The organism is Neptunicoccus cionae (genome assembly GCF_014643735.1).
In the GTDB taxonomy this organism is placed as follows: domain Bacteria; phylum Pseudomonadota; class Alphaproteobacteria; order Rhodobacterales; family Rhodobacteraceae; genus Amylibacter; species Amylibacter cionae.
The window spans coordinates 573,300-596,988 of sequence record NZ_BMKA01000003.1; the positions used below are offsets into that span (position 1 = coordinate 573,300).

Annotated in this window: 28 protein-coding genes; 16 read left to right on the top strand and 12 right to left on the bottom strand. The window is 56.8% G+C overall.

The features are described 5' to 3' along the window. Positions 1 to 14: 14 nt before the first annotated feature. From IEX10_RS13710 to rsmA, 3 genes are read left to right on the top strand one after another with little or no spacing between them, the layout of a single operon-like run. Entirely contained in the window at positions 15 to 1,226 is a 1,212-nt protein-coding gene (locus tag IEX10_RS13710; RefSeq protein WP_188676304.1) for a peptidylprolyl isomerase, read from the top strand. Continuing rightward, positions 1,223 to 2,212, top strand: coding sequence for a 4-hydroxythreonine-4-phosphate dehydrogenase PdxA (gene pdxA, locus IEX10_RS13715; RefSeq protein ID WP_188676307.1), 990 nt, complete (start codon positions 1,223 to 1,225; stop codon positions 2,210 to 2,212). Before IEX10_RS13710 ends, pdxA begins: the two co-directional genes overlap by 4 nt. Beyond that, positions 2,196 to 3,041, top strand: a complete 846-nt coding sequence (gene rsmA, locus IEX10_RS13720) for a 16S rRNA (adenine(1518)-N(6)/adenine(1519)-N(6))-dimethyltransferase RsmA (protein WP_188676310.1) — start codon at positions 2,196 to 2,198, stop codon at positions 3,039 to 3,041. Before pdxA ends, rsmA begins: the two co-directional genes overlap by 17 nt. Before the next feature lie 3 nt (positions 3,042 to 3,044). Here rsmA and IEX10_RS13725 read toward each other — a convergent pair whose 3' ends face one another. The 9 genes from IEX10_RS13725 to IEX10_RS13765 all read right to left on the bottom strand — a co-directional run bounded on the left by IEX10_RS13725 (position 3,045) and on the right by IEX10_RS13765 (position 11,538). Continuing rightward, complete coding sequence (locus IEX10_RS13725; protein WP_188676313.1) at positions 3,045 to 3,752, bottom strand: DUF4167 domain-containing protein; 708 nt, start codon at positions 3,750 to 3,752, stop codon at positions 3,045 to 3,047. Between the two features lie 209 nt (positions 3,753 to 3,961). Beyond that, positions 3,962 to 4,795, bottom strand: coding sequence for a peptide chain release factor N(5)-glutamine methyltransferase (gene prmC / locus IEX10_RS13730; protein ID WP_188676315.1), 834 nt, complete (start codon positions 4,793 to 4,795; stop codon positions 3,962 to 3,964). After that, positions 4,792 to 5,847, bottom strand: coding sequence for a peptide chain release factor 1 (gene prfA / locus IEX10_RS13735; RefSeq protein ID WP_188676317.1), 1,056 nt, complete (start codon positions 5,845 to 5,847; stop codon positions 4,792 to 4,794). Before prfA ends, prmC begins: the two co-directional genes overlap by 4 nt. Positions 5,848 to 6,152: 305 nt before the next feature. Then, a complete protein-coding gene (locus IEX10_RS13740) occupies positions 6,153 to 6,608 on the bottom strand; it encodes a DUF1499 domain-containing protein (RefSeq protein WP_188676319.1) in 456 nt (151 codons plus the stop codon). 25 nt (positions 6,609 to 6,633) lie between these two features. Then, on the bottom strand, positions 6,634 to 7,761 hold the full coding sequence (gene ispG / locus IEX10_RS13745; protein WP_188676320.1) for a flavodoxin-dependent (E)-4-hydroxy-3-methylbut-2-enyl-diphosphate synthase: 1,128 nt from the start codon (positions 7,759 to 7,761) through the stop codon (positions 6,634 to 6,636). Between the two features lie 79 nt (positions 7,762 to 7,840). Next, a complete protein-coding gene (locus IEX10_RS13750; RefSeq protein ID WP_188676322.1) occupies positions 7,841 to 9,022 on the bottom strand; it encodes a helix-turn-helix domain-containing protein in 1,182 nt (393 codons plus the stop codon). Positions 9,023 to 9,217: 195 nt separating this feature from the next. Next, a complete protein-coding gene (gene hemA, locus IEX10_RS13755; RefSeq protein WP_188676324.1) occupies positions 9,218 to 10,441 on the bottom strand; it encodes a 5-aminolevulinate synthase in 1,224 nt (407 codons plus the stop codon). A 217-nt stretch (positions 10,442 to 10,658) separates the two neighbouring features. Further along, positions 10,659 to 11,168 carry a MarR family winged helix-turn-helix transcriptional regulator gene (locus IEX10_RS13760; protein ID WP_188676326.1) on the bottom strand — a complete coding sequence of 170 codons (510 nt, stop codon included), beginning with the start codon at positions 11,166 to 11,168 and terminating at the stop codon, positions 10,659 to 10,661. A 91-nt stretch (positions 11,169 to 11,259) separates the two neighbouring features. Further along, a complete protein-coding gene (locus tag IEX10_RS13765; protein WP_229678554.1) occupies positions 11,260 to 11,538 on the bottom strand; it encodes a succinate dehydrogenase assembly factor 2 in 279 nt (92 codons plus the stop codon). Positions 11,539 to 11,651: 113 nt separating this feature from the next. Between IEX10_RS13765 and IEX10_RS13770 the strand changes: the two genes are divergently transcribed. Then, positions 11,652 to 12,857, top strand: a complete 1,206-nt coding sequence (locus IEX10_RS13770; protein ID WP_188676329.1) for a pyridoxal phosphate-dependent aminotransferase — start codon at positions 11,652 to 11,654, stop codon at positions 12,855 to 12,857. Between the two features lie 8 nt (positions 12,858 to 12,865). Continuing rightward, positions 12,866 to 13,264 (top strand): hypothetical protein, encoded by a 399-nt coding sequence (locus IEX10_RS13775; protein WP_188676331.1) that lies wholly within the window; start codon positions 12,866 to 12,868, stop codon positions 13,262 to 13,264. Positions 13,265 to 13,318: 54 nt separating this feature from the next. Here IEX10_RS13775 and IEX10_RS13780 read toward each other — a convergent pair whose 3' ends face one another. Beyond that, positions 13,319 to 13,780, bottom strand: coding sequence for an Lrp/AsnC family transcriptional regulator (locus IEX10_RS13780; RefSeq protein ID WP_188676334.1), 462 nt, complete (start codon positions 13,778 to 13,780; stop codon positions 13,319 to 13,321). Positions 13,781 to 13,931: 151 nt separating this feature from the next. Between IEX10_RS13780 and cysG the strand changes: the two genes are divergently transcribed. From cysG to IEX10_RS13830, 10 genes are all read left to right on the top strand, one after another. Then, positions 13,932 to 15,335 carry a siroheme synthase CysG gene (gene cysG / locus IEX10_RS13785; protein ID WP_188676482.1) on the top strand — a complete coding sequence of 468 codons (1,404 nt, stop codon included), beginning with the start codon at positions 13,932 to 13,934 and terminating at the stop codon, positions 15,333 to 15,335. Next, positions 15,335 to 15,637, top strand: a complete 303-nt coding sequence (locus tag IEX10_RS13790) for a DUF2849 domain-containing protein (protein ID WP_188676337.1) — start codon at positions 15,335 to 15,337, stop codon at positions 15,635 to 15,637. The genes cysG and IEX10_RS13790 overlap by 1 nt, the downstream gene beginning before the upstream one ends. A gap of 3 nt (positions 15,638 to 15,640) precedes the next feature. Continuing rightward, a complete protein-coding gene (locus tag IEX10_RS13795) occupies positions 15,641 to 17,308 on the top strand; it encodes a nitrite/sulfite reductase (RefSeq protein WP_188676341.1) in 1,668 nt (555 codons plus the stop codon). Between the two features lie 12 nt (positions 17,309 to 17,320). Beyond that, on the top strand, positions 17,321 to 18,058 hold the full coding sequence (locus IEX10_RS13800) for a phosphoadenylyl-sulfate reductase (protein ID WP_188676342.1): 738 nt from the start codon (positions 17,321 to 17,323) through the stop codon (positions 18,056 to 18,058). A 3-nt stretch (positions 18,059 to 18,061) separates the two neighbouring features. Then, the gene (locus IEX10_RS13805) at positions 18,062 to 18,499 is read left to right on the top strand and encodes a DUF934 domain-containing protein (protein WP_188676345.1); all 438 of its coding nucleotides are present in this window, start codon (positions 18,062 to 18,064) and stop codon (positions 18,497 to 18,499) included. A 43-nt stretch (positions 18,500 to 18,542) separates the two neighbouring features. Then, positions 18,543 to 19,379, top strand: a complete 837-nt coding sequence (locus tag IEX10_RS13810; RefSeq protein ID WP_188676348.1) for a ferredoxin--NADP reductase — start codon at positions 18,543 to 18,545, stop codon at positions 19,377 to 19,379. Positions 19,380 to 19,777: 398 nt separating this feature from the next. Beyond that, complete coding sequence (locus tag IEX10_RS13815; protein ID WP_188676351.1) at positions 19,778 to 20,080, top strand: BufA1 family periplasmic bufferin-type metallophore; 303 nt, start codon at positions 19,778 to 19,780, stop codon at positions 20,078 to 20,080. Between the two features lie 86 nt (positions 20,081 to 20,166). Further along, the gene (gene bufB, locus IEX10_RS13820; RefSeq protein ID WP_188676354.1) at positions 20,167 to 21,036 is read left to right on the top strand and encodes an MNIO family bufferin maturase; all 870 of its coding nucleotides are present in this window, start codon (positions 20,167 to 20,169) and stop codon (positions 21,034 to 21,036) included. Then, the gene (locus tag IEX10_RS13825) at positions 21,036 to 21,782 is read left to right on the top strand and encodes an HvfC/BufC N-terminal domain-containing protein (RefSeq protein ID WP_229678555.1); all 747 of its coding nucleotides are present in this window, start codon (positions 21,036 to 21,038) and stop codon (positions 21,780 to 21,782) included. The genes bufB and IEX10_RS13825 overlap by 1 nt, the downstream gene beginning before the upstream one ends. Before the next feature lie 10 nt (positions 21,783 to 21,792). After that, on the top strand, positions 21,793 to 22,347 hold the full coding sequence (locus tag IEX10_RS13830; protein ID WP_188676360.1) for a DoxX family protein: 555 nt from the start codon (positions 21,793 to 21,795) through the stop codon (positions 22,345 to 22,347). On the opposite strand, the gene IEX10_RS13835 is transcribed toward IEX10_RS13830, so the two are convergent. After that, the gene (locus tag IEX10_RS13835) at positions 22,344 to 22,667 is read right to left on the bottom strand and encodes an ArsC/Spx/MgsR family protein (protein WP_188676363.1); all 324 of its coding nucleotides are present in this window, start codon (positions 22,665 to 22,667) and stop codon (positions 22,344 to 22,346) included. The genes IEX10_RS13830 and IEX10_RS13835 overlap by 4 nt on opposite strands. A gap of 237 nt (positions 22,668 to 22,904) precedes the next feature. Between IEX10_RS13835 and IEX10_RS13840 the strand changes: the two genes are divergently transcribed. Beyond that, the gene (locus IEX10_RS13840; RefSeq protein WP_188676366.1) at positions 22,905 to 23,114 is read left to right on the top strand and encodes a cold-shock protein; all 210 of its coding nucleotides are present in this window, start codon (positions 22,905 to 22,907) and stop codon (positions 23,112 to 23,114) included. A 79-nt stretch (positions 23,115 to 23,193) separates the two neighbouring features. Here IEX10_RS13840 and IEX10_RS13845 read toward each other — a convergent pair whose 3' ends face one another. Then, positions 23,194 to 23,511: a hypothetical protein gene (locus IEX10_RS13845; RefSeq protein WP_188676369.1), complete on the bottom strand. Its 318-nt coding sequence runs from the start codon at positions 23,509 to 23,511 to the stop codon at positions 23,194 to 23,196. Positions 23,512 to 23,689 lie beyond the last annotated feature (178 nt).

Sequence of the window (23,689 nt, forward strand, 5' to 3'; positions counted from 1 at the left end):
TTCAGGTGGTAGATATGAAATCAGTGGCAGTGGCTCTAATGGCAGGTCTGATGGCGGTTGCTTCCCCCGCATCTGCACAAAGCAGCAACCCTTACGGCGTGGCCATCAGGGTGAACGACAGCGTTGTCACCAACTTTGAGATCAATCAGCGGGTTCTGCTGCTACAGGCTTTTGGGACCACTGGCGACCTGCGTAAGACCGCTGAAGAACAGCTGATCGAGGACCGGCTGCGGCTGCAAGCAGCCAAACAGGCTGGCCTGACCGTGACCGAAGATGAGATCGAAGCCGGTGTCGCCGAATTTGCTGGCCGCGCCAATCTGACCGGCGAGCAGCTTTACCAGTTTGTGGCCCAACGGGGCGCGGCGCGGGAAAGCATGCAAGATTTTGTGCGCGCCGGATTGTTATGGCGCAATCTGGTTCAAGCCCGCTTTGCAGGGCGCGCCAGCGTCAGCGACAGTGAAATTGACACCACGCTGAACCTGATCGTGGTGCGGCCTACCCAATCCATCCTATTCTCGGAAATCCGGCTGCCGCTGAACCAGCAAACCGATGCGCAGACGCTGGAGCTCGCCGATAGCCTGTCAAAGTCCATTCGAACCGAAGCCGCTTTTGCTGCCGCCGCACGCCGTTATTCCCGCGCGCCAAGCCGGGCCCGCAGTGGCCGCCTTGACTGGCTGCCCGTTGCACAGCTGCCCGCTGCACTGGCCGGACAAATCATGGCGCTGCAACCGGGCGAAGTAACGGCCCCTGTCACACTAGGCGCGACCGTTGGCTTGTTCCAGCTGCGCGGCGTTCGCAACGATCCTGCTTCTGCGGAACAAGTGATCTCTGTCAGCTATACCACCGTCAATATACCCGGCGAACCCGGTTCAGAACGCCTGCTGGCCGAAGCCACAGACCTGATTAACGACGTTGATACCTGCGATGACTTGCGGGCGGAATCCGAACGCTTTGCCGTGCCGGGGTATACAGATCACACCCAGACCATCGGCACAGTGCCGGATCATATTGCCGTGACACTCGCCAACCTCGACCGGCATGAAGCGAGTTATTACACCAACACAGCAGGCACGCTGAGCGTTGTGATGCTGTGTGACCGGACCCGTGATTTGCCTGAAGGCACGCGCGACAATATCCGCAGCGGGTTGTTCAACCAACGGGTCAGCGCGCTTGGTCAGGGGTATCTGCAAGAGCTGAAAGGCGATGCGGTCATCGTTCGCCCATGACCCAGTCCAGCCTACGGCCTATCGCGCTGACCAGCGGTGACCCTGCGGGTGTCGGACCGGAAATTACCCGCGCGGCATGGTCCGCGCTGAAGGACGAACTGTCCTTCTTTGTGATCGGTGACCCGCGCCATTTCCCAAGCGCCATAGAAATTTCCGCACCAGCGGAAGCACCCGCAGCAATGGCCGACGGCGTGCCTTTGCTGCCGTTGTCGTTTGCCGCCCCTGTGATCCCCGGACAACCGGACCACGCCAATGCGGCAGGCGTAATCGCGTCTATCGAACAGTCGGTCGCCTTCGCGAAGAACGGTAGTGCCAGCGCTGTGTGTACCAATCCGATCAGCAAGCAAGTCCTGATCGAAGGTGCTGGCTTCCCCCACCCCGGGCATACGGAGTTTCTGGCCGAACTCGGCGGTGTTGATCGTTCTGTGATGATGCTGACCGCACCGGAATTGTCTGTGGTGCCGGTCACGATCCACATTCCGCTGGAGCAGGTAAAAACGGCGCTGACGGCTGCGCTGCTGGAAGACACCATCCGCATCACCCGCGCCGCCCTGATCCGCGATTTCGGCCTGACTGCGCCGCGCATCGCGATTGCAGGTCTGAACCCCCACGCGGGTGAAGGCGGTGTTATGGGGCGCGAGGAGATCACCCTGATCGAACCCGTACTACAAAAGCTGCGCGCCGAAGGGATGGAAATCACCGCCCCCCTGCCTGCGGATACCATGTTCCATCCGGCAGCCCGCGCCAGCTATGATGTGGCGGTCTGCATGTATCACGATCAGGCGCTTATCCCGATCAAAACACTGAATTTTTCGGCTGGCGTGAACGTGACACTCGGCCTGCCGTTCATCCGCACCTCCCCCGATCACGGCACCGCCTTTGGCATCGCCGGACAGAGCATTGCGGATGCCACATCATTGATAGAGGCCCTGCGCCGTGCGCGCGATATGGCCCAAGCGAGGGCGCTTTATGACGCTGAGCATTGACGGACTCCCGCCCCTGCGGGAGGTGATCAACACCCATGACCTACGCGCCAAGAAATCGCTGGGGCAGAACTTTCTGCTGGATCTGAACCTGACTGCAAAGATTGCGCGGCAGGCTGGCAATCTGACCACCTGCGATGTGCTTGAAGTCGGTCCGGGTCCGGGTGGTCTGACGCGGGCTTTGCTGTTGGAAGGCGCACGCAATGTTGTGGCGATCGAACAGGACCCACGCTGCCTGCCGGCCCTTGCCGAAGTGTCAGAGCATTACGACGGAAAGCTGACAGTGATTCAAGGCGATGCGCTGCAAATCAATCCTTGGGACCATCTGACGGCGCCTGTGCGGATCGTGTCGAACCTGCCCTACAATGTAGGCACAGAACTGCTGACCCGCTGGCTTTCGCCACCGGAATGGCCACCCTATTGGCAGTCTTTGACGCTGATGTTTCAAAAGGAAGTGGCGCAGCGGATCGTGGCAAAACCGGGCAGCAAAACCTACGGCCGCCTGTCGATTCTCTCCCAGTGGCGCACGGATGCGCGGATCGTGATGGAGTTGCCGCCAGAAGCGTTCACGCCGCCCCCGAAGGTCACATCGTCTGTGGTGCATCTGGAGCGACTGGAAGAACCGAGATACCCTGCCGATCCGGTCTGGTTGTCGCGCACTGTTGCCAAGGCATTCGGCCAGCGGCGCAAGATGTTGCGCGCCAGCCTGAAAGGGCTGGCACCGGATCTTGAGGACAGAATTGTGGCTGCGGGAATTAAACCGACGCAACGGGCCGAAGAGATCGACCTCGCCGGTTTTTGCGCCCTTAGCGAACAGCTTCGGGCGCAGTAGCCTTTATTCGGCGGCTTTGGTGTCTTCTGGAGCGGCGGCTGCCGGGTCGGACGGCGCATCAACAGGTTCAGCCGCTGGTTTTGCCTTTGGCTTGGCAGGAGCACGCTTGCGCGGGGCAGCTTTCTTCACAGGTTTAGCGGGTTTGCTTTCCGGTGTTTCAACCAGATTGCTTTCGTCTTCCTTCCCTGGAAACAGATCATCGCTTTGCGGAATGGACGGTTGGTCACCTGACGGGTCAACCGCTGCTGGCGCGGCTGCGTTGTTCCCGCCACCGTTGCCATTGGCGTCCTGCGCAGGTTTCTTGTCCTGCTGCTGGTTGTTCTGCTGACCGTTGTTTTGGTTGTTCTGTTGGTTCTGGCCCTGATTTTGGCCACCACCCTGATTGTTGTTCTGCTGGTTTTGGTTGTTGTTTTGCTGGTTCTGGCGCTGCGCTTCCTGTTGTTCGCGGCGCTGATCCATTTCCTTCTGGGCCTCGCCCAACAGGCGGACATAGTGCTCGGCATGCTGGAGGAAATTCTCCGCTGCAACACGGTCACCCGAAAGTTGGGCATCGCGGGACAGGGTCTGGTATTTCTCGATAATCTGCTGGGGCGTTCCGCGCACCTTACCGTCGGGGCCGGAACTGTCGAACACCCGATTTACCACATTCCCGAGATTGGAACGGTTGGAACGGTTTTTGTTGCGCGAGCGCGATTTGCTAGAAGATCTCATATGATCCGAGTACCTTTTTCGTCTTTGATTTTGAGCAGTCTTCGGAAAGACCTAAAGTCCAGATGCCTATTTGGATGCTAGGGGATGAGAACCGACCGGTTCCATCATCCGATAGGCCAAAGTACAATGGCAAAGGTTCCTATGACAAGCGGAAATGCGGCATAATCGGGCGCTATAGCATTATTTTTATGCATTTTGCCGATTTTCGCCTAGGAAACGGCAACAATCCGGTCGTGACCAGCCAAATCCTTGTGAAGGTTAACCTCTTTGAAACCCGCATCCTTGAATATAGCCGTAACATCGGGTCCCTGTTTGTATCCGATCTCAAACAGTGCCCGTCCTTCGGGGGCCTTAAAACCGGCTAAACCTTCGGCAATGATCCGATAGGCGGACAGTCCATCCCCCCCCGGCGTCAGCGCCATGTGGGGTTCGTAATCGCGCACGTCTGACGACAATTCATTCATTTCGGCAGCGGTAATATAGGGCGGATTACTAACGATCAGATCGAACGCCCCCTCCAGCCCGTTGAACCAGTCCGCAGTAGCGAAGCTGGCACGTTCGGTCAGGCCTAGCGTGTTCGCGTTCTCCTGCGCGACTTCCAATGCCTTTTCAGACATATCCGTCCCCAAACCTACAGCATCGGGAAATTCCGCCAGAAGCGACAGCAGTATACAGCCCGAACCGGTGCCTAGGTCCAGAATACGACGCGGCGCAGTCCCCTGCAGGGCCAGTTCGATCAGCGTTTCGGTGTCCGGACGAGGGTCGAGAACATCCGCGGTGACCTTGAAATCGTGTTTCCAGAACGCCCGTTTGCCAATGATGTGGGACACCGGTTCATGAGCGGCGCGACGTTTAATCATATGCTCGAAGTGAGACACCTGCGTCGGCGTAATCGTGCGTGACAGCTCCAGTGTTAACCGGTCAGTTTCAACGCCAAGCATATGGGCCATCAGTATACGGGCGTCGCGGCTGGCGCCCTCTCCGATCGCCCCATTCAACAAACGCGTGCCGCTGCGCAGTACCATAGATGCGGTCTGAATCATGGGTCCATCTCTGCCAGTTTTGCCGCCTGATCGTCAGCGATCAGCGCGTCAATAATCTCGTCAAGATCCCCCTGCATCACCTGATCCAGCTTATAAAGTGTCAGGTTAATACGGTGATCCGTCAGCCGTCCCTGCGGGAAGTTATAGGTGCGGATACGTTCGGACCGATCCCCCGACCCGACTTGCCCCTTTCGGCTGGCGGCCCGTTCTTCGTCAGCCTGCTGGCGTTTAAGATCATAAAGCCGCGTGCGCAGAACCTGCATGGCAATCTCGCGATTGCGATGCTGGGATTTCTCGGCACTGACCACCATGATGTTGGTGGGAATATGCAAGATACGCACAGCGGAATCTGTGGTGTTCACGTGCTGCCCGCCGGACCCCGACGCCCGCATGGTATCAATGCGGATATCCGTGGCGGGGATGTCGATGTCCACCTCCTGCGCTTCGGGCAGAACCGCAACTGTCGCCGCAGAGGTATGCACGCGGCCGCCACTTTCCGTAACAGGAACCCGCTGCACACGGTGCACACCGCTTTCAAATTTCAGGCGTGCAAACACCCCCTGCCCTTTAACGTTTATGACCGCTTCTCTTAACCCGCCAAGCTCGGTCGCGCTTTCCTCCATCACCTCAAACTTCCAGCCCGCCCCTTCGGCGTAACGTTGGTACATGCGCAGAAGATCACCGGCAAACAAGGCCGCTTCATCCCCGCCAGTACCGGCACGAATTTCCAGAATGGCAGAGCGTTCGTCCGCTTCGTCCTTGGGGATCAGTGTCAGCTGCACCGCATGTTCCAGCGCTGGCAAACTGTCCTGCAAAGCTGGCAATTCCTCGGCTGCGAGTTCGCGCATTTCGGGGTCTGCCATCATATCCTCGGCCTCTGCAATATCTTGCAAAAGCGTCTGGTATTGCACGATCTTTTCCACCACAGGGCGCAGATCGGCGTATTCTTTGGACAGGGCCGCAAAGTCATCGCTGGCGCCACCATCAGACATCTTGGCTTCCAGAAAAGCAAAGCGCTGTTTTATCTGTTCGAGTTTTTCTATCGGGATCATAGAGGTGAAATCACCCGCGTCAGGCCGCAGGTCAAGCAGTAAGTGACAAATCGGCGGAAATCCCGTATAATCAGGGGATGAGAACCGCTTTGATGACCGGTTTGCTCGTTTCGGCCCTCGGGTCGGCCGCACTTGCGCAACATGCCGATGTGACATGGCCCGACTGTTATTGCACCGATAAAACCGGGGCACGGGTGGAATTGGGCGAAGTCATCTGCCTGCGGGTTGACGGGCGGGATTTTCAGGCCCGCTGCGAAATGTCCCTTAACAACCCCATGTGGCGGGACACCGGACAGGGGTGCCTGTCATCGCGCAACGACATTCCGCAATTGTCCAAGCCAGTCTTTCACGCGGGCCTTGTTCACCCCTAGATCAGACCGGCCAAAGCGCGAGCGAGAATAGACCAGCAGCGCGGATTTATTTGCGTCAACCGGTTCGATCCGGATGGAAATATAATCGGGATACCCCATCAATTTGCTGCGCTGCACATAGGTGATCCAGTAGTCATTATCCGCTTCTGTCAGAACGCTGACCCGAGGCTGGGACATAGCCACCTTATGAAACGCAGTGGCGAGTTTGGCTGGCGAAATGTCAAAGATTTCCGCCGCAGCATCTCCCCCATCGCGCATCAGAAACTGGTTGGGCTTGGCGGTCTTTTGCACGATAGCAGGATCTTTATGCCACACCGACGGATCGCTTGGCGCGAAGCGGAACCACAACAAGGCCGCGACAATCACTGCAATCAGAAACCAACTCAGCATCACGACTCCTCTTTTGTATGGCACCCTATTCGGCAGCCTTGGTTAATTCTTCGGATTCAATCTGCGCAGCACGGTTTTCGACCTGCTCTACAATATGTTCAACCATCTGATCGTTGGACATCTTATGGCTCTGTGCACCAGCCAGATAGACCATTCCCGATCCGGCACCGCCGCCCGTGAAACCCACATCCGTCATCAGCGCCTCCCCCGGTCCGTTAACAACACAGCCGATAATCGACAGGCTCATCGGGGTTTTGATATGTTCGAGCCGCTTTTCAAGGATTTCAACGGTTTTAATCACGTCAAACCCCTGCCGCGCGCAGGACGGGCAGGAAATGATGTTCACACCGCGATGCCGCAACCCGAGCGATTTCAGAATTTCAAACCCGACTTTGACCTCTTCCACCGGATCGGCAGACAGGCTGACCCGCAGGGTATCGCCGATGCCCATCCACAAAAGATTGCCCAGTCCGATGGCAGATTTAATGGTGCCGGATGTCAGCCCCCCTGCCTCGGTGATGCCAAGATGGATCGGCGCGTCGGTGGCTTCGGCCAGCCCCTGATAGGCCGCAGCCGCCATGAACACATCCGACGCCTTCACGCTGATCTTATATTCGCGGAAATTGTTGTCATCGAGGATACGCATGTGATCGAGACCGCTCTCGATCATCGCATCAGGACAAGGTTCGCCGTATTTGTCGAGCAAGTGTTTCTCAAGCGAACCGGCATTCACACCGATCCGAATGGAACACCCGTGATCGCGCGCAGCAGCGACGACCTCGCGCACCCGTTCGGGGCTGCCGATGTTGCCCGGATTGATCCGCAGACAGGCTGCACCTGCCTCGGCCGCTTCGATCGCGCGCTTATAGTGGAAATGGATATCCGCCACCAAAGGCACAGGACTTTCCCGTACGATATCGTGCATGGCTTTCGTGCTGGCCTCATCCGGACAGGACACGCGCACAATATCGGCCCCTGCGTCTGCACAGGCCTGAATCTGATTGATCGTCGCCGCCGCGTCATGGGTCAGCGTGTTGGTCATGGTTTGCACCGAGATCGGCGCATCGCCCCCGACAGGCACAGACCCCACATGGATCTGGCGGGATTGACGGCGGTAAATATTGCGCCACGGGCGCACGGCATTCAGGGACATAGGATTTCCTGACGTGTATTCGGTTTCTACTGCATATAGGGTGTTTTACATGCAGCGACGAGTGCTGCAATGCCGCAGATCAGTTTGATCCGCTTGCGTCGGCCACAGGGTTCATCCCGTTAAGGGGCGGTGCCAGTGGCGTGGTGAACAAATCGGTGGCCAAGGCCATAGTTTCGCTCACATTATCTTTACCCAATGCCACATCGCGCACGACCCCACCGCGGTTCCCGACCGGACCATAGGTGTTGTCCCCGACCATCACAAAAACCGCACCGGCATTACCAGCACGCAGCTTGGCGCCGTCCACATCGCTCGGGATGCGGTAGCGTTCGCCAGCGTCGAGGATCTTTTCGAACAGGACAGAGCCGTCGTCAAAATAGACGCGAATCCACGCCGGTTTCAGCGCGACCACATCCACAGGGGGCGGGCCCTCGGCAACCACACGCGGCGCAACTTCTTCTACCTGTTCCACCACAGGGGGATGCACATTGTGTATTTGCAGATCGGCATAAGCCCCGAGGCTACCGGCATTGAAGGACGAAATCGGTGCGTCCCGCGCCACCATTTGGGGCACTTCCAGTTCGGTCGGGCGGTAAAGCTGATCCAGATTTGAGGTCTGGAAATCCGATGTCGGGTTCAATGCCACCACGTTATCCCGCTGGGACGTAGGTTCAATCGGCAGGGTCGCCACTTCGGAAGTGACGCCGGGGGTCTGGTTCACCGGAACGAACTGCACGCGCTGGACTTCTTGCAGGACTGCCCAACTGCCATAGCCGAGCCCCCCGACCAAAAGAGCCAAAACCAGAACCGAGCCGAGCGCAGAGGGTGAGATATTGCTCAGGAAACCGGCGGATTGCGGGGTCATTGGAATGCGGGGCCGCGCAATCGGATCCGCAGTAGCAGGCCGTACCGGCGTATGGAGCAAGGCTGCGGATTTATTGGCCAGTGAATTGGGCTTCAGTTCTGAATGCACACCGCTAAAGCCGCTTTCTTCACAAAAGCGAACGAAACATTCATCCGGATCCATCTCGAGATAGCGGGCGTAGGACCGCACGTAGCCGGCAATAAACCCTTGGGTCTGAAAGACCGAAGGGTCACAATTTTCGATGGCAGAAATGTAGGTGGCTTTGATCCGCAGATCCCGTTGGACATCCAGCAGGGATTTGCCAAGTGTGGCTCGCTCTCCGCGCATTTGATCCCCGAGTGTTACCTCGAACGTATCAAAGCCGCGTGGCTGTTGTTTCCCAAAGCCCTTGTCCATCCAACCTGCCTGACCCCTTGCGTCCGGATATTGATTTTGCGGTTGCCCCCGCATCGGACGATTCGTTCATCCGTTGTTATATTGCATCTCTACCACAGGATACGATTTTTGTGCACCCCCGTGCATAAAAATTGTTGCATTTTGGAAGGTGGCGAAAAACCGCTCAATACTTAAGAGTTTTGGACAGCCGGAAGGTTACCCAACCATATCCAAACGATTAAGCGCGCAATGCCCCCACAACCCGTCGAGCGCCGAAACCAGAGTGTTGATCATGGCATCGGTGTGGACCGGCGATGGCGTAAAGCGCAAACGCTCTGTCCCGCGGGGAACAGTGGGAAAGTTGATAGGCTGGACGTAAATACCATGGTTTTCCAACAGCATATCCGACAGCATCTTACACTTCACCGGATTGCCCACATGAACAGGAACAATGTGGCTGCCCTGATCATCAAGCGGCAGGTTCAACGCGCGCAGGCGGGATTTCAACAAAGCCGCCTTTTCCTGATGCAGACCACGCAAAGCGTTGTCTGTTTTAAGGTGTTTGACCGAAGCTGCCGCAGCGGCGGCAACAGCGGGTGGCAGGGACGTGGTAAAGATAAAGCCCGGCGCATAAGAACGTACCGCATCCGCCAGACGATCAGAGGTTGCAATATACCCCCCCATGACACCATAGGCCTTCGCCAGAGTGCCATTGATAATGTCGATCCGCCCCGCGAGATTGTCCCGCTCTGTGACGCCCCCCCCGCGCGGACCATAGAGCCCGACGGCGTGAACTTCGTCGATATAGGTAAGGGCGTTGAATTCATCCGCGAGATCGCAAATTTCTTCGATCGGGGCGAAATCCCCGTCCATCGAGTAAAGCGATTCAAATGCGATCAGCTTTGGCGTATCGCGAGGCAGCTTTTCCAACAGGCTGCGCAGGTGGTTCACGTCATTATGGGCGAAAACATGTTTCTCGCCAAAGCCGTGGCGGATACCTTCGATCATGGAGGCGTGGTTCAGCTCATCCGACAGGATAACCAGTCCGGGAAACAGTTTAGGCAACACGGAAAGCGTTGCCTCATTTGCGTTATAGGCAGAGGTAAACAGCACCGCGCGTTCCTTGCCGTGCAAGTCTGCAAGTTCTAACTCCAGATCGTGGTGATAGGCTGTATTGCCGGAAATATTGCGGGTGCCGCCCGAACCGGCGCCAGCTTCGTCAGCGGCTGCTTTCAACGCTTCAAGCACCACCGGATGCTGTCCCATACCAAGGTAATCGTTGCCACACCAGACGGTAATTTCCGCTTCGCTGCCATCAGGTTTCGACCAGATCGCACGGGGGAACTGCTGGTTCATCCGGCGAATGTTCTGGAACACGCGATACCTGCCTTCGTCATGCAGGCGGTTCAAAGCGTCGTCGATATGTTGGTCATAATCCATAGGTGGCACCCAAAAACTGCGGCCCGAACGTCGGGTCGATACCGAGATACGGCATTCTAACATGGACAGTTAGACCACAAAACGCCGCATGTGTCAGCCGTTTTTCGAGTTTGGAGCACCCCAAGATCGGCCTGCATACCCTTGGTAAAGATACCTTATCCAGCATTTGCCACTTTCAGCACCCTCAACAATTCCGACAACACCTACTGCGGCCTTTTCAGTAGATATACCGAATCTGGTCGGTCCAGTACCGTTCCACCCGTCGCAGCACCGTATTGATGTTCTGCAATCCGACCTCTCCTATGACATCGTGTCCGCTCATACCACCGGCGTGACGCTCAAACAGATCTGTCACAATAGACCGGATCTCGCGCCCGCGCTCTGTCAAGCGAACCCGCACCGCACGCCGGTCGATTTCGCAGCGGTGATGGTGCATATACCCTGCTTCCACCAGCTTTTTGAGATTATAGGACACGTTAGAGCCCTGATAATACCCGCGGGATTTCAGCTCCCCTGCGGTCACTTCATTATCGCCGATGTTAAACAACAACAGCGCCTGAACGGAATTAATATCCAACAGGCCCAACCTTTCAAATTCATCCTTGATCACATCAAGCAGCAACCGGTGGAGCCGCTCCACCATCGAGAGGGTTTCCAGATAGGAGCCGAGAAAATCCCTGCCCTTTTTGTCTGCTTCAGTTGTGTCTACAGTTGCATGAATGCTCATTTTTATTCTCCGCCATTAGCCATTCACAGGCAGAATCGCGGAAAAGTTCGAACAACTCGTTAAACAGAAGCTATTTTTTTCGAAATTACGACTATCTTACTGACAAATTGTCTAAAATTCGCGTCAATGCGGGTTTAAATTCGTCCGGAGTGGGGGCAGCACCACTAATCCAAGAATAAAGCACCTGATCCGGCTGGTTCATAAAATGCTCGTGCGCGTCAAGCGCATCTGCATCCAGATTGGCCAGTTCCGTATCGGCGAAACGGCCCAAAATCAGGTCCATTTCTTTCATTCCACGCCGCCATGATCGCATCCGCAGTCTGCGCAGGCGGGTTTCATGGGGTTCGTCTTTGGGGTGCATCTGTTCCATACCGCCTTCTAGAGCGGGGGTGCGAGACAGGCAAGACCCGCATTAACAGGGTTTTCCTTGCACCCTGCGCAGCGCCCTCCTAAGACAGTGCGGAACACAAGAAGGGGTAAATTATGTCTGATTTTCTGTCAAAAACGCTGGATCGGGTGAAACCTTCCCCCACGATCATGATTTCTGCAAAAGCCGCCGAACTTAAAGCGGCCGGTCGGGATGTCATCGCGCTGAGCGCGGGTGAGCCGGATTTCGACACGCCAGACAACATCAAAGCGGCCGCAAAAGCCGCAATTGATGCAGGGAAAACCAAATACACCGCCCCCGACGGTATTACAGAGCTGAAGCAAGCGATCTGCGCCAAATTCAAGCGGGACAACGGACTGGACTATGCGCCCGATCAAGTGTCGGTGTCTTCGGGTGGCAAACAGGTGCTTTATAATGCGCTGATGGCAACACTTAATCCGGGTGACGAAGTGGTGATCCCTGCGCCCTACTGGGTATCCTACCCTGATATGGTGCTGCTGGCGGGGGGGACGCCTGTTGTGGCAGACACCTCTATGCAGACTGGTTTCAAGCTGACAGCGGACCAGTTGGAAGCGGCGATCACGCCGAAAACCAAATGGTTGATCTTTAACTCTCCGTCCAATCCGTCTGGCGCAGGCTACAGCGCAGCCGAGCTGAAAGAATTGACAGACGTGTTGTTGCGCCACCCCCACGTTTGGGTAATGACCGACGATATGTACGAACATCTTGCCTATGGGGATTTCAAATTCTGCACCCCTGCCGAGGTGGAGCCGAAACTGTACGACCGCACCCTGACCGTGAATGGTGTGTCCAAAGCCTATGCGATGACAGGCTGGCGCATCGGTTATGCCGCCGGACCGAAGCATCTGATCGGGGCGATGCGCAAGATCCAGTCGCAATCCACCTCGAACCCCAGCTCTGTTAGCCAGTGGGCCGCGGTTGAGGCGCTGAACGGTGAACAGGACTATATCGAAACCTCCCGCCCCGTGTTTCAGGACCGCCGCGATCTGGTGGTGGGTATGTTAAACAAAGCTGAAGGCATCGCCTGCCCCACCCCTGACGGGGCGTTCTACGTTTATCCGTCGATTGCCGGCTGCATCGGCAAGTCCACGCAGAACGGGGTTGAGATCACTTCAGACGAGGTCTTTGCAACCGAACTGCTCGAAGAGGAAGGCGTAGCTGTTGTCTTCGGCGCGGCCTTTGGTCTGTCCCCGAACTTTCGTGTCAGCTATGCTACCTCGAATGAGGAACTGACAGACGCCTGCACCCGCATCCAGAACTTCTGCGCCCGTTTGAAATAGGATTACTTATGGCCGACCTGCAAAACCTGTTCTTTCGTGTTCGCGAAAATGGCGCGGCGGTGTACCGTGTCGATGCGGAGAACCGCCAGCGCCGTCTGGACATGCAACAAATCGCCGTGGTGAACATTCGGTCCGGCGAAGTGAAACCGCAAGGGGATCAAATCCCCACTGCAGCAGAGCGCAACGAGATCGACGCTTGGGTTGTGGCACGACGCAAGATTATCGAAGAACGCCGCATCGACGATCTGCTGCGCACCACGGACCATCTAAACCTGACCGCGCAATGGGTGCAGACCCGCGCCACGGATGAACAGATCGCGATGTTTGCTGATGATCTTCTGATGGCGATGCACGATCTGCGCACAGTGATTGTGCGGCGCAAAGCGGATGGGTTGTCGAAGAAGTAGCCATCCGCTTTTTGAGTATTTCTGGAACATTGAAGCCGGATTGGGCTGCGCTGCCTAAACTGGGAGAATCGTTGTGCTCTTGATTTCTTCCATTGAAAGTAATGCGGTGACGTTGAAAATTTTCACCTCTGAAATCAGCGCCTGATAGAAGGTGTCATAGGCTTTCGCGTTGGTAACACGCACTTTCAGGATATAGTCGATGTCCCCTGCAAGACGATGGGCCTCCATCACTTCGGGGCGTTCCAGCAGGGTTTTCAAAAAGGCGTCTTGCCAGCTCTGATCGTGCTCGGACGTGCGGATAAGCACGAAGAAACAAGCCTCTAGCCCCAACATCTCGGCATCGACCAAGGTTGTCTGACCACGGATCAACCCCGCCTCGCGCATTTTGCGGATACGGTTCCAGACCGGCGTCTTACTGGCCCCGACTGTGCGGGCGATGTCGTCGAGCGACTGGGAGGCATCCTTTTGCAATTCCGCAAGGATTTTCCGGTCCAGAGGGTCTAGGGCGATGGACATTTTGTCATTCCTCACATTATGCGTCGTTTATTCCGACTTCTTTCGGTACGGAAGTCATATATTCCTATTTCACGCCGAAACTGCTTTGTAAATGGAATTTCTTCCTTCAAACCGCTATATCGAACCTAACGAATTGAAAGTGGACTGGACGATGAAGCATTTTCCGATCTTTGTGAATCTTGTGAACCAGCGGGTTTTGCTGGCAGGCGGTGGCGAAACCGCCGTGGCGAAACTGCGCCTGATCCTCAAGACTGAAGCTGAAATTCATGTCTTTGCGCAGGACGCAGAGGACCAGGTCGTGGCTTGGGCTGAAGCTGGTCGCATTACGCTGCATCACCGCGAGATGATAGCAGGCGATGTTTACGGCGCACGTCTGGTCTATGCGGCGCAGGATGACGATGCGGCGGATGCGCGTGTTGCGGCCTTGGGGCGTGCCGGCGGTGCGCTGGTCAATATCGTGGACAACTTGCAAGACAGCCAATTCATAACCCCCGCCATTGTAGACCGCGATCCCGTGACGGTTGCCATCGGCACCGAAGGCGCGGCCCCTGTGCTGGCCCGTCATATCAAGGCACAAGTGGAAGAGGCCCTGCCCCCGTCCCTTGGCGCACTTGCCCGTCTGGGGCAGGCGTTTCGCAGCGCGGTTGAGGTTCTTCCCATGGGTCGCAAGCGGCGGGATTTTTGGACGCGGTTTTACTTTGAGCGTGGACCAAAGGCGCTGACCTCTGGCGGTGAGCAAGCGGTTCGCGCGGAGTTGAAAGACCTGCTGGCGCAAACAATCGCTGCCAAACGCAGTGCGGGGCGTGTCGATCTGGTTGGGGCAGGTCCGGGTGATGCGGAACTGCTGACCCTGCGGGCGCGCAAACTGCTGCACGAAGCGGATGTTGTGTTGCACGACCAGATGGTCACCGGCGAAATTCTGGAACTGGCGCGGCGCGAAGCCATCGTTGTTGAAACCGGCAAGCGCGGGTTTGGCGAAAGCTGGACGCAAGGCGATATCAATGACCTGATGATCTCTCACGCGGCGCAGGGCCACCATGTGGTGCGGCTGAAATCCGGTGATCCGGCGATGTTTGCACGGTTGGACGAAGAAATGGATGCGCTTGATGCGGCGGGTGTGGACTGGGCGATTGTACCGGGCATCACGGCGGCTTCGGCGGCAGCGGCGGGGGCGGGTTTGTCCCTGACGCAACGGGGCCGCAATTCTGCGCTGAAATTCCTGACCGCCCATGATGTGAACGGTTTTGCCGATCAGGACTGGCGCGATCTGGCCAAACCGGATGCGGTGGCCGCAGTTTATATGGGCAAAAAGGCGGCAAGTTTCCTGCGAGGGCGTCTGATGATGCACGGCGCAAACGGCGAAACACCTGTGACAGTTGTGGAAAACGCATCCCGCGCAAACCAGCGTATTTTGCAGGCAACGCTGTTGAGCTTGCCAGAAACCCTCAACGCCTCGGATGTGTCCGGTCCCGCAGTGATGCTGCTGGGTCTGGCAGCGCGGGCGGCAGCGCAAGTTGCGCTTGACCTTGATATTGACGAAATGGAGCAAGCCTGATGGCCAAGAAATTTACCCCGAAGGTTCTGACGGCAAACCATCTGCTGACAGGCGATGTGATCTACTGGGACGAAAACGGCGACTGGGCCGATGCGTTCGAGGATGCGCTGTACCTTGATACTGAAAAGCTGGCGAACCACGTGCTGACCCTTGCAGAAAAGCAGCAGGAGGTGATCGTCGGACCCTACCTTGCAGACGCCGCCCTTGGCCCTGACGACAAACCGATGCCGGCCCACTTCCGCGAGACTTTTCGCATGACCGGACCCAGTAATTACCACCACGGCAAGCAAGCGGAGGCTTAACCCATGTATTCCTACAGCCAGTTTGACAAAGATTTCATTGCCGAGCGCAACAAACAGTTCCGCGCACAGGTGGAACGGCGCATCGACGGATCGCTGACCGAAGGCGAATTCAAGCCCCTGCGCCTGATGAACGGTCTCTATCTGCAACTGCACGCCTATATGCTGCGGGTGGCCATACCCTATGGCACGCTGCGCTCTGCCCAGATGCGCCAGTTGGCGATGATTGCCGAGACGTTTGATAAGGGCTACGGCCATTTTACCACGCGTCAGAATATCCAGTTCAACTGGCCCAAGCTGCGGGACGTGCCTGATATCCTCGATGCGCTGGCAGAGGTAGAGATGCACGCCATCCAGACCTCTGGCAACTGCGTGCGCAATGTAACTTCGGACCATTTCGCCGGTGCCGCCGCGGATGAGATCGAAGACCCCCGCCCGACGGCCGAGCTGCTGCGCCAGTGGTCCACAGATCACCCTGAATTCGCTTTTCTGGGGCGGAAATTCAAGATTGCCGTGGTTGGCTCTGAAACCGACCGCGCCGTAACCAAAGCCCATGACATCGGCCTGCGCATGGTGCGCGGTGCGCATGGCGAAGCCGGTTACGAAGTCATCGTGGGCGGCGGTTTGGGCCGCACGCCAATGGTGGGCAAGGTCATCCGTGACTTCCTGCCAGCCGAAGACCTGCTTCCTTATGTGGAAAGCATTCTTCAGGTCTATAACCGTCTGGGACGGCGCGATAACAAATATAAGGCGCGGATCAAGATTACCGTGCATGAAAACGGTCTGGACGTGATCCGCGACGAAGTGGAGAAGGCGTTCGTTCTGCAACGGCAGGCCTTTGGCGGCTATGATCAGGAGCTGTTTGCGTCGATCAAAGAAGCCTTCGCACCGCCTGCTTTCATTGATGCGCCACTGGATGCTTTTTATGCGGCACAAAACGCTGATGCGTCTTTCCGCTCTTTCGTGGATACCAATCTGGCGGAACACAAGAACCCTGATTATGCCATCGTCACCATCTCGACCAAAGCCCACGGCAAGACACCGGGCGATGCGACAGCGGACCAGATGCGGGTCATGGCGGAACTGGCGGAAACCTACGGCCACGACGAGCTGCGCATCAGCCACGAACAGAACGTGATCCTGCCCCATGTGCATAAATCCCACCTGCCGGACATCTATGCCCGCCTGCGCGAAGCCGGTCTTGCCACCGCGAACATCGGGTTGATTTCCGATATTATCGCCTGCCCCGGTATGGACTACTGTGCGCTGGCAACTGCCCGTTCTATTCCTGTGGCTCAACAGATCGCCACACGCTTTGACGAGCTGAAGCTGGAGCATGACATCGGCGCGCTGAAGATCAAGATTTCAGGCTGCATTAACGCCTGTGGCCACCACCATGTGGGTCATATCGGCATTCTGGGTCTGGATCGGGCTGGTGTTGAAAACTACCAGATCACCCTTGGGGGCGATCACACCGAAACCGCCGCTATCGGCGAACGGGCTGGTCCGGGCTTTGCCTATGACGAGATCGTGCCCGCGATTGAACGTCTGGTCTACGGATATTTGGATCTGCGTAATGACGCCGAAGAAACCTTTCTCGAAACCTACCGCCGTTTGGGGGCCGCACCGTTCAAAGCCGTGCTGTATCCCGCCGAACAAATCGCAGCCGAATAGGAGACGCACGCCATGCCATTAGAAGCCGCCTACCTTACTGTTCCCGAACGTGTGGAGATGCTGAACTCCAGCTATCAACACCATGCTGCAATCCCTGTGCTGACCGAAGCGCTGAACGATCCTTTGCTCGGAAATGTGGCATTGGTGTCCTCTTTCGGGGCGGAATCAGTTGTTCTGTTGCATATGGTTGCCACCATCAAACCGAACACGCCTGTGGTGATGATCGACACGGAAATGCTGTTCCCTGAAACGCTGGATTATCAGGCCGAAGTTGCTGAAAAGCTGGGTCTGACCAATATGCGGATCGTGCGGGCAGATGCTGCGGCTGTGGCTGCGGCTGACCCTGAAGGCACGCTGCACCAGAGCGCACCCGATGCCTGTTGCGCCCTGCGCAAGACCGAGCCGTTGCAAAACGCGCTTGGTGATTACGACGCATGGATCACAGGGCGCAAACGGTTCCAAAGCGGCCAGCGTGCTGTGCTGGACCTGTTTGAAAGCGAAGACGACATCCGCATCAAGATCAACCCGCTGGCCCACTGGCGTCAGCAGGATCTGATTGCCTATATGGAAAACAACGCCCTGCCCCGCCACCCGTTGGTGGCCAAAGGCTATCCGTCGATCGGCTGTGCGCCCTGCACCACGCCGGTTGGCCGCAACGAAGACCCACGCTCTGGCCGCTGGCGCGGACAGGAAAAAGTCGAATGTGGCATCCACTTCGGCGCAGACGGCAAGATCGTCAGAGGAGCCTGAGACATGACACATACCGTACTTATTCAGGACAGCGGCTTCGTTAAAGACGACTGGTCCGGCCCCCTGCTGGACTGGGATGTTGCAACACAGGGCGGCGCAGAGCCCACACGCGGCTACGGTTTGGATATTCCCAACACTGTGACCGCGCAGCAGTTGCAGCCCTATTTTGAAACCGTGGGCATGATCCGGATCTTCTTCCCCAACGCCCATGATGGTCGCGGTTTTACCATTGCACGCACCCTGCGTCTGATGGGATATACGGGCCGGTTGCGGGCCTTTGGCCACGTGATCGCCGATCAATACGCTATGGCGCGCCGTGTTGGCTTTGACGAAATCGAGATCGAACAAAGCCTTGCCGAGCGCCAGCCCGAACCACAATGGCGCGCCCGTGCCAATTGGACCGAACACCGCTACCTAAACCGGTTGCAAAAATCTGCATAATTGTTATTACACTAACAATTGACCTTTCGACAGGAATAAGACAATGACGGATCAGAATCCTATTACCACGACCGAGGCCAAAGCCGTGCCAGTTCTTCCCGACGCCCAAACCGTCACCAAAGTGACCCATTACACCGACCGGCTGTTCTCGTTCCGCGTGACCCGTCCGGCCAGCCTGCGTTTTCGGTCCGGCGAATTCGTGATGATCGGCCTGATGGGCGATCCCGATCCGAAAACCGGCAAGCAGAAACCCCTGCTGCGCGCCTATTCCATCGCCTCCCCCAGCTGGGACGACGAGTTGGAGTTCTATTCGATCAAGGTTCAAGACGGTCCGCTGACATCGAAATTGCAAAACATTCAGGTCGGCGATGAAGTCATCGTGCGTCCCAAACCCGTGGGAACGCTGGTTCTGGATGCACTGCTGCCCGCCAAACGGATGTATTTCGTCGCAACAGGCACCGGCATCGCGCCTTTCGCTTCGCTGATCCGCGATCCGGACCTCTATGAACGCTACGACGAAGTGATCCTCTGCCACACCTGCCGCGAAACCGCCGAGCTGAAATACGGCGCGGATCTGGTGGCTTCCCTTGCGGATGATCCGCTGATCGGGGAAGTGGTGGGCGACAAGCTGAAGTATTTCCCGACCACCACGCAAGAACCAAGCGCGCGCATGGGCCGGATCACCCATCTGCTCAAAGACGGGGAAGTCGCCAAAGAATTCGGGCTGCCGCCGCTCAACCCTGAGACCGACCGCTTGATGGTCTGTGGATCGATGGGGTTGAACGTGGACATCAAAGCCATCTGCGAGTCCGCTGGCATGAATGAAGGCTCCAACAGCCAGCCCGCCGACTTTGTGGTGGAAAAAGCTTTCGTCGGTTAAACCGCACCTTACAGACCGACAGGATCAAGGCCCCCGCAATCGGGGGCTTTTTTCATTCAACGGAGTTAAAGCGGCCACATCGAGCCAAGTTGCGGTAGCACGCTCTGTTACAAAGCTGGCGCCCCGCCTTTGCCTTTCGTCTAGCCAAACGCGCGATCCGGGCGGGTGCGACGAAGCGGGCAGCATACAAATTGATTTAATTTCAGGGCATTAACGTGATAATTGAACCGAATTTCGCGGCAAACCTTCCCCCTAGGGAATGTTACAACGGCTGAACTACGTGTTATACACATCCATGTGAGTAGCTATTGATCACTTCGCTTGGCTACGATCATGTTACCGCACCTTGAAGGACTTCTACGGTGCCGCACACAGTTTTCGACAGAGAGGAACCTTACATGTCCAATACAGTTAAAACCCTTGCCGTTGCATCTGCCGTCGCAGCCGCAGTTGTGTCTCACGCCAATACTGCCTCTGCGCAGTCCAAAGAAAAATGCTACGGCGTCTCGCTTGCTGGTCAGAACGGCTGCGCTGCTGGTCCGGGCACATCCTGCGCTGGTACATCTACAGTAGACTACCAAGGCAACGCTTGGTCACTGGTAGATGCTGGCACTTGCACAGAAATCAACCTTCCCGAAATGGCTGACGGCTCCGCACGTACCGGTTCCACCGAAGCGCTGGAGCGTGATCTGCCAAGCTGATCCGCCCTCACACGATACATGTGCTGGCCGCAGCGGTGGCCAGCACACGCCCAACCGACACCCCGTAACTTTTGGGATTTTCTAAAATGCTGGATGCACAGTCAATCAGACCGGATCAGGTGCCAAATCGCGCCGGCGTCGGCTATAAGGCGCAGCATCTGGACGACATTCTGCAAAACCCCGACAGCATCGGCTGGATTGAAATTCACGCCGAAAACTACATGGGTGACGGAGGGCGCCCGATTGCCCAACTGCGCCACCTGCGGGAACGGTTTGCGGTGTCCTGCCACGGTGTTGGCTTGTCTATCGGCGCGGAAGGCCCGCTGGATCAAGATCATCTGAACCGCCTGAAAAAGCTGGTGGATTGGCTGGAACCGGGGCTGTTTTCCGAACATCTTGCCTGGTCCACCCATGACAGCCATTTCCTGAACGATCTTCTACCCGTGCCTTACACACAAGCCACCGTTGATCGCGTCGTGGCCCATATCAATCAGGTTCAAGACACGGTGGGGCAGCAGATGTTGCTGGAAAACCCGTCAACTTACGTGGCGTTTGAGGAAAGCGACCGCACAGAGATCGCATTCCTGAGCGAGGTCGCCTCCCGTTCCGGCTGCGGCCTACTGCTTGATGTGAACAACGTTTTTGTCTCGGCTACGAACCAGAATTACTCGCCCGAAGGCTACATCGATGCTTTCCCCACCGATCTGGTCGGAGAACTGCATCTTGGGGGCCATGAAGAAGATGCGGATGATTTCGGGGCTACTTTGCTGATTGATAGCCATTCCCGCCCTGTGGTCGATCCGGTTTGGGCGCTTTACGAATACACGCTGGCCAAGGCGGGCCCCCGCCCCACCTTGATCGAATGGGACAATGACATTCCCGAATGGGATACGCTCGCCACGGAAGCGGCCCGCGCGGATCGCTTGTTGTCTTCAGTTGCGGCGCGCGCAGACTAATGGCTGCGCAGTCCCAATTTGCACAAGCCCTGCTAGATCCCGCGCAGCCCGTGCCGGAGGGGGTCATTGATCCCGAGGGTCGGCCCGCAGGCAAAAGGTTCGATGTCTATCGCAACAATGTCGTGGTCAGCCTGCTGGATGCGATGGAGACTGCCTTTCCGGTGATCCAAAAACTGATCGGCGCAGAGAACTTTCGCAATCTCGCAGGTCTCTATGTCCGGGAGCACCCGCCCGCATCCCCGCTCCTGATGTTTTACGGCGAGGATTTCCCCGCCTTTCTGCAAGGCTTCACACCGCTGTCCCATGTGCCGTATCTCGCTGATGTAGCCCGTCTGGAACTGATGCGGCGCAGCGCTTACCACGCGGCGGACACAACACCTGTCGCAGCAGATGCGCTGGCACAGGTAGCGCCCGACAAATTGATGGACCTGCGCCTGACGCTCGCCCCGTCCCTTCGCATTCTGACCAGCGCCTATCCGGTGGTGGCAATATGGAACTACAACATGCTGCCGGACGCGCCAAAGCCACCGGCAACATCACAAACCACCCTGATTACCCGCCCCGAACTTGATCTTGAAATGCAGGAAATCAGCCCAGATATGGCAGCGTTTCTTGGCAGTTTACAGGCGGGAAACACCCTCGGGGAGGCTTTGGCAAACGCCACTACAAACGACACCGCATTTGATCTGACAGCCGGAATTGTATTGATGCTTCAACACGGCCTGATCATCGACATACTCTCCTAAAGGACACTCCATGACAGCAGCAATAAGCTTCTACCACACCCTGATGGCCTCCGTGCTGCGTGCGCTGGAAGGCTGGTTCCTCCCCACTCTGGCACGGTTCAGCTTTGCCGCAGTTCTGCTGTTTTACTTCTGGAACTCAGCCTTCACCAAAACTGGCGCAGGTTTTTTTGGATTTTTATCCCCGACCGAGAACGCCTATATCCAGATTTTTCCAAAGAAATTTGAAGCCGCGGGCTACGATATTTCCCAGATGGGTGCGTTTGAATGGTTGGTTGCTGTGGCGGGAACCACGGCGGAGTTTTTGTTGCCGTTCCTGATCCTTATCGGCCTGTTCACCCGTCTCGCCGCCCTTGGAATGGTCGGCTTTGTGGTTGTACAAAGTCTTGTGGATATTTACGGCCACGGCGTTGGCGGTGCAACACTCGGGGCTTGGTTTGACGGCCCGTCCAACAGCCTGATACTGGATCAGCGCCTGATCTGGATACTGCTGTTGGCGGTGCTGTTCGTCAAAGGCGCCGGCCCGATTTCACTGGACCGTCTGCTGCGGCGAACTACCGAAACTTAAAGGAATTTTTCCTGAACCGGCTTCCCCCACCCAAGGCTAAGTTCACTGCCTGTTTCGATCACCGGACGCTTCATCAGCGTTGGGTGATCGCCCAACAAGTCCAACGACGGACGGGCGCGTTCTTCAGTGTCCAACCCCCGCCAAGTGGTAGACCGCGTATTCACCAGATCATCGCCGAATGCAGTGTAAAACCGTGACAGGTCTTCGCGGCTCACACCCTCTGCCCGCACGTCTATGAAAGACACGTCATGGCCTGCGTCAGCCAGTGATTTGAGCGCCTTGCGGCAGGTATCGCAGTTCTTCAACCCGTAGAGTTTCATGGTCTTTTCCTTATGTAATAGGCTGTTTTCTACCCGTTCGGCGCAATTTCGCAACCTGTCCACGTCATTAAAGCTTCACTTGCAATATTCAAAAGCGTGAGTCATAGATTCCCCCGTGAGGTTCATCTTTATACGATCCGCTCCTTCTTCGATGTAGCAGACGCGACCTAAGACACTGAGCTACACCACCAGTCGCAGCACAGTGCGGGCGGCGAAAAACGATAGGAGCGCCACATTATGGCAACCGGAACAGTAAAATGGTTTAACTCGACAAAAGGCTACGGCTTCATTCAGCCAGACGCCGGTGGATCCGACGTATTTGTACACGTCTCCGCTGTTGAGCGTGCAGGCCTGAACGGTCTGAACGACAACCAGAAAGTAACGTTCGAAGTGGAAACAGGCCGTAACGGTCGTGAAGCTGCGACAGATCTGAAACTGGCTGACTAAGCCTGATTTCAAGCAAATTTTAAAAGGCCCCGACGCAAAACGCGCGGGGCCTTTTTCTATGGACCTTTATTCAACATCGCTATGTCGCTTCATCCGTGGTGATCTGTGCGGGACGTTCTACCGGCGCTGCATCGCTCCAGTTGTTGCCCGTGGCCAGCAGGCAAGTCATACCGTTGGGATAGCTTAGCAATAGGGTGAAGCTGCCGGTCTGTGCCGAGGACCAGAACTCGACCACTCGTGTGGCGCTGCTCAGGCCCGCACCGCGGCGGGTCTCTTGATATTTCTCGGTCAGATGGGACACCATCTGATCGCGCGGGCCACAGGTTGCCGCCCATGCGGGCGGGGCCAACGCAGCCATACCAAATACCAGTGCTGTGGATGTAAGACGTTTAAACATAAGATGCTCCTTCGGGTTAAGCGAAAGGAGCACAGGCCACTTCTGTTCCGACCTGTCACGACATCAGCCGCATGCCCCTCTCGGGGTTTGGTCTTAGTGTTAATCTGGGGCCAAAACGGCCATCAGACAAGGGGTGTAACGGTATTGTGTCGCGCTTTGATCCCCTGCGAGAGTCCCC

Coding starts and splice junctions, on each gene's coding strand:
- IEX10_RS13710 (WP_188676304.1), top strand. CDS start 15: ATGAAATCAGTGGCAGTGGCTCTAATGGCAGGTCTGATGGCGGTTGCT.
- IEX10_RS13770 (WP_188676329.1), top strand. CDS start 11,652: ATGTCTGATTTTCTGTCAAAAACGCTGGATCGGGTGAAACCTTCCCCC.
- rsmA (WP_188676310.1), top strand. CDS start 2,196: ATGACGCTGAGCATTGACGGACTCCCGCCCCTGCGGGAGGTGATCAAC.
- ispG (WP_188676320.1), bottom strand. CDS start 7,761: ATGTCCCTGAATGCCGTGCGCCCGTGGCGCAATATTTACCGCCGTCAA.
- IEX10_RS13805 (WP_188676345.1), top strand. CDS start 18,062: ATGACACATACCGTACTTATTCAGGACAGCGGCTTCGTTAAAGACGAC.
- cysG (WP_188676482.1), top strand. CDS start 13,932: ATGAAGCATTTTCCGATCTTTGTGAATCTTGTGAACCAGCGGGTTTTG.
- IEX10_RS13830 (WP_188676360.1), top strand. CDS start 21,793: ATGACAGCAGCAATAAGCTTCTACCACACCCTGATGGCCTCCGTGCTG.
- IEX10_RS13775 (WP_188676331.1), top strand. CDS start 12,866: ATGGCCGACCTGCAAAACCTGTTCTTTCGTGTTCGCGAAAATGGCGCG.
- IEX10_RS13810 (WP_188676348.1), top strand. CDS start 18,543: ATGACGGATCAGAATCCTATTACCACGACCGAGGCCAAAGCCGTGCCA.
- hemA (WP_188676324.1), bottom strand. CDS start 10,441: ATGGATTATGACCAACATATCGACGACGCTTTGAACCGCCTGCATGAC.
- IEX10_RS13790 (WP_188676337.1), top strand. CDS start 15,335: ATGGCCAAGAAATTTACCCCGAAGGTTCTGACGGCAAACCATCTGCTG.
- IEX10_RS13780 (WP_188676334.1), bottom strand. CDS start 13,780: ATGTCCATCGCCCTAGACCCTCTGGACCGGAAAATCCTTGCGGAATTG.
- IEX10_RS13750 (WP_188676322.1), bottom strand. CDS start 9,022: ATGGACAAGGGCTTTGGGAAACAACAGCCACGCGGCTTTGATACGTTC.
- IEX10_RS13765 (WP_229678554.1), bottom strand. CDS start 11,538: ATGGAACAGATGCACCCCAAAGACGAACCCCATGAAACCCGCCTGCGC.
- IEX10_RS13795 (WP_188676341.1), top strand. CDS start 15,641: ATGTATTCCTACAGCCAGTTTGACAAAGATTTCATTGCCGAGCGCAAC.
- IEX10_RS13815 (WP_188676351.1), top strand. CDS start 19,778: ATGTCCAATACAGTTAAAACCCTTGCCGTTGCATCTGCCGTCGCAGCC.
- IEX10_RS13760 (WP_188676326.1), bottom strand. CDS start 11,168: ATGAGCATTCATGCAACTGTAGACACAACTGAAGCAGACAAAAAGGGC.
- prmC (WP_188676315.1), bottom strand. CDS start 4,795: ATGATTCAGACCGCATCTATGGTACTGCGCAGCGGCACGCGTTTGTTG.
- prfA (WP_188676317.1), bottom strand. CDS start 5,847: ATGATCCCGATAGAAAAACTCGAACAGATAAAACAGCGCTTTGCTTTT.
- IEX10_RS13800 (WP_188676342.1), top strand. CDS start 17,321: ATGCCATTAGAAGCCGCCTACCTTACTGTTCCCGAACGTGTGGAGATG.
- IEX10_RS13740 (WP_188676319.1), bottom strand. CDS start 6,608: ATGCTGAGTTGGTTTCTGATTGCAGTGATTGTCGCGGCCTTGTTGTGG.
- pdxA (WP_188676307.1), top strand. CDS start 1,223: ATGACCCAGTCCAGCCTACGGCCTATCGCGCTGACCAGCGGTGACCCT.
- IEX10_RS13835 (WP_188676363.1), bottom strand. CDS start 22,667: ATGAAACTCTACGGGTTGAAGAACTGCGATACCTGCCGCAAGGCGCTC.
- IEX10_RS13825 (WP_229678555.1), top strand. CDS start 21,036: ATGGCTGCGCAGTCCCAATTTGCACAAGCCCTGCTAGATCCCGCGCAG.
- IEX10_RS13845 (WP_188676369.1), bottom strand. CDS start 23,511: ATGTTTAAACGTCTTACATCCACAGCACTGGTATTTGGTATGGCTGCG.
- bufB (WP_188676354.1), top strand. CDS start 20,167: ATGCTGGATGCACAGTCAATCAGACCGGATCAGGTGCCAAATCGCGCC.
- IEX10_RS13725 (WP_188676313.1), bottom strand. CDS start 3,752: ATGAGATCTTCTAGCAAATCGCGCTCGCGCAACAAAAACCGTTCCAAC.
- IEX10_RS13840 (WP_188676366.1), top strand. CDS start 22,905: ATGGCAACCGGAACAGTAAAATGGTTTAACTCGACAAAAGGCTACGGC.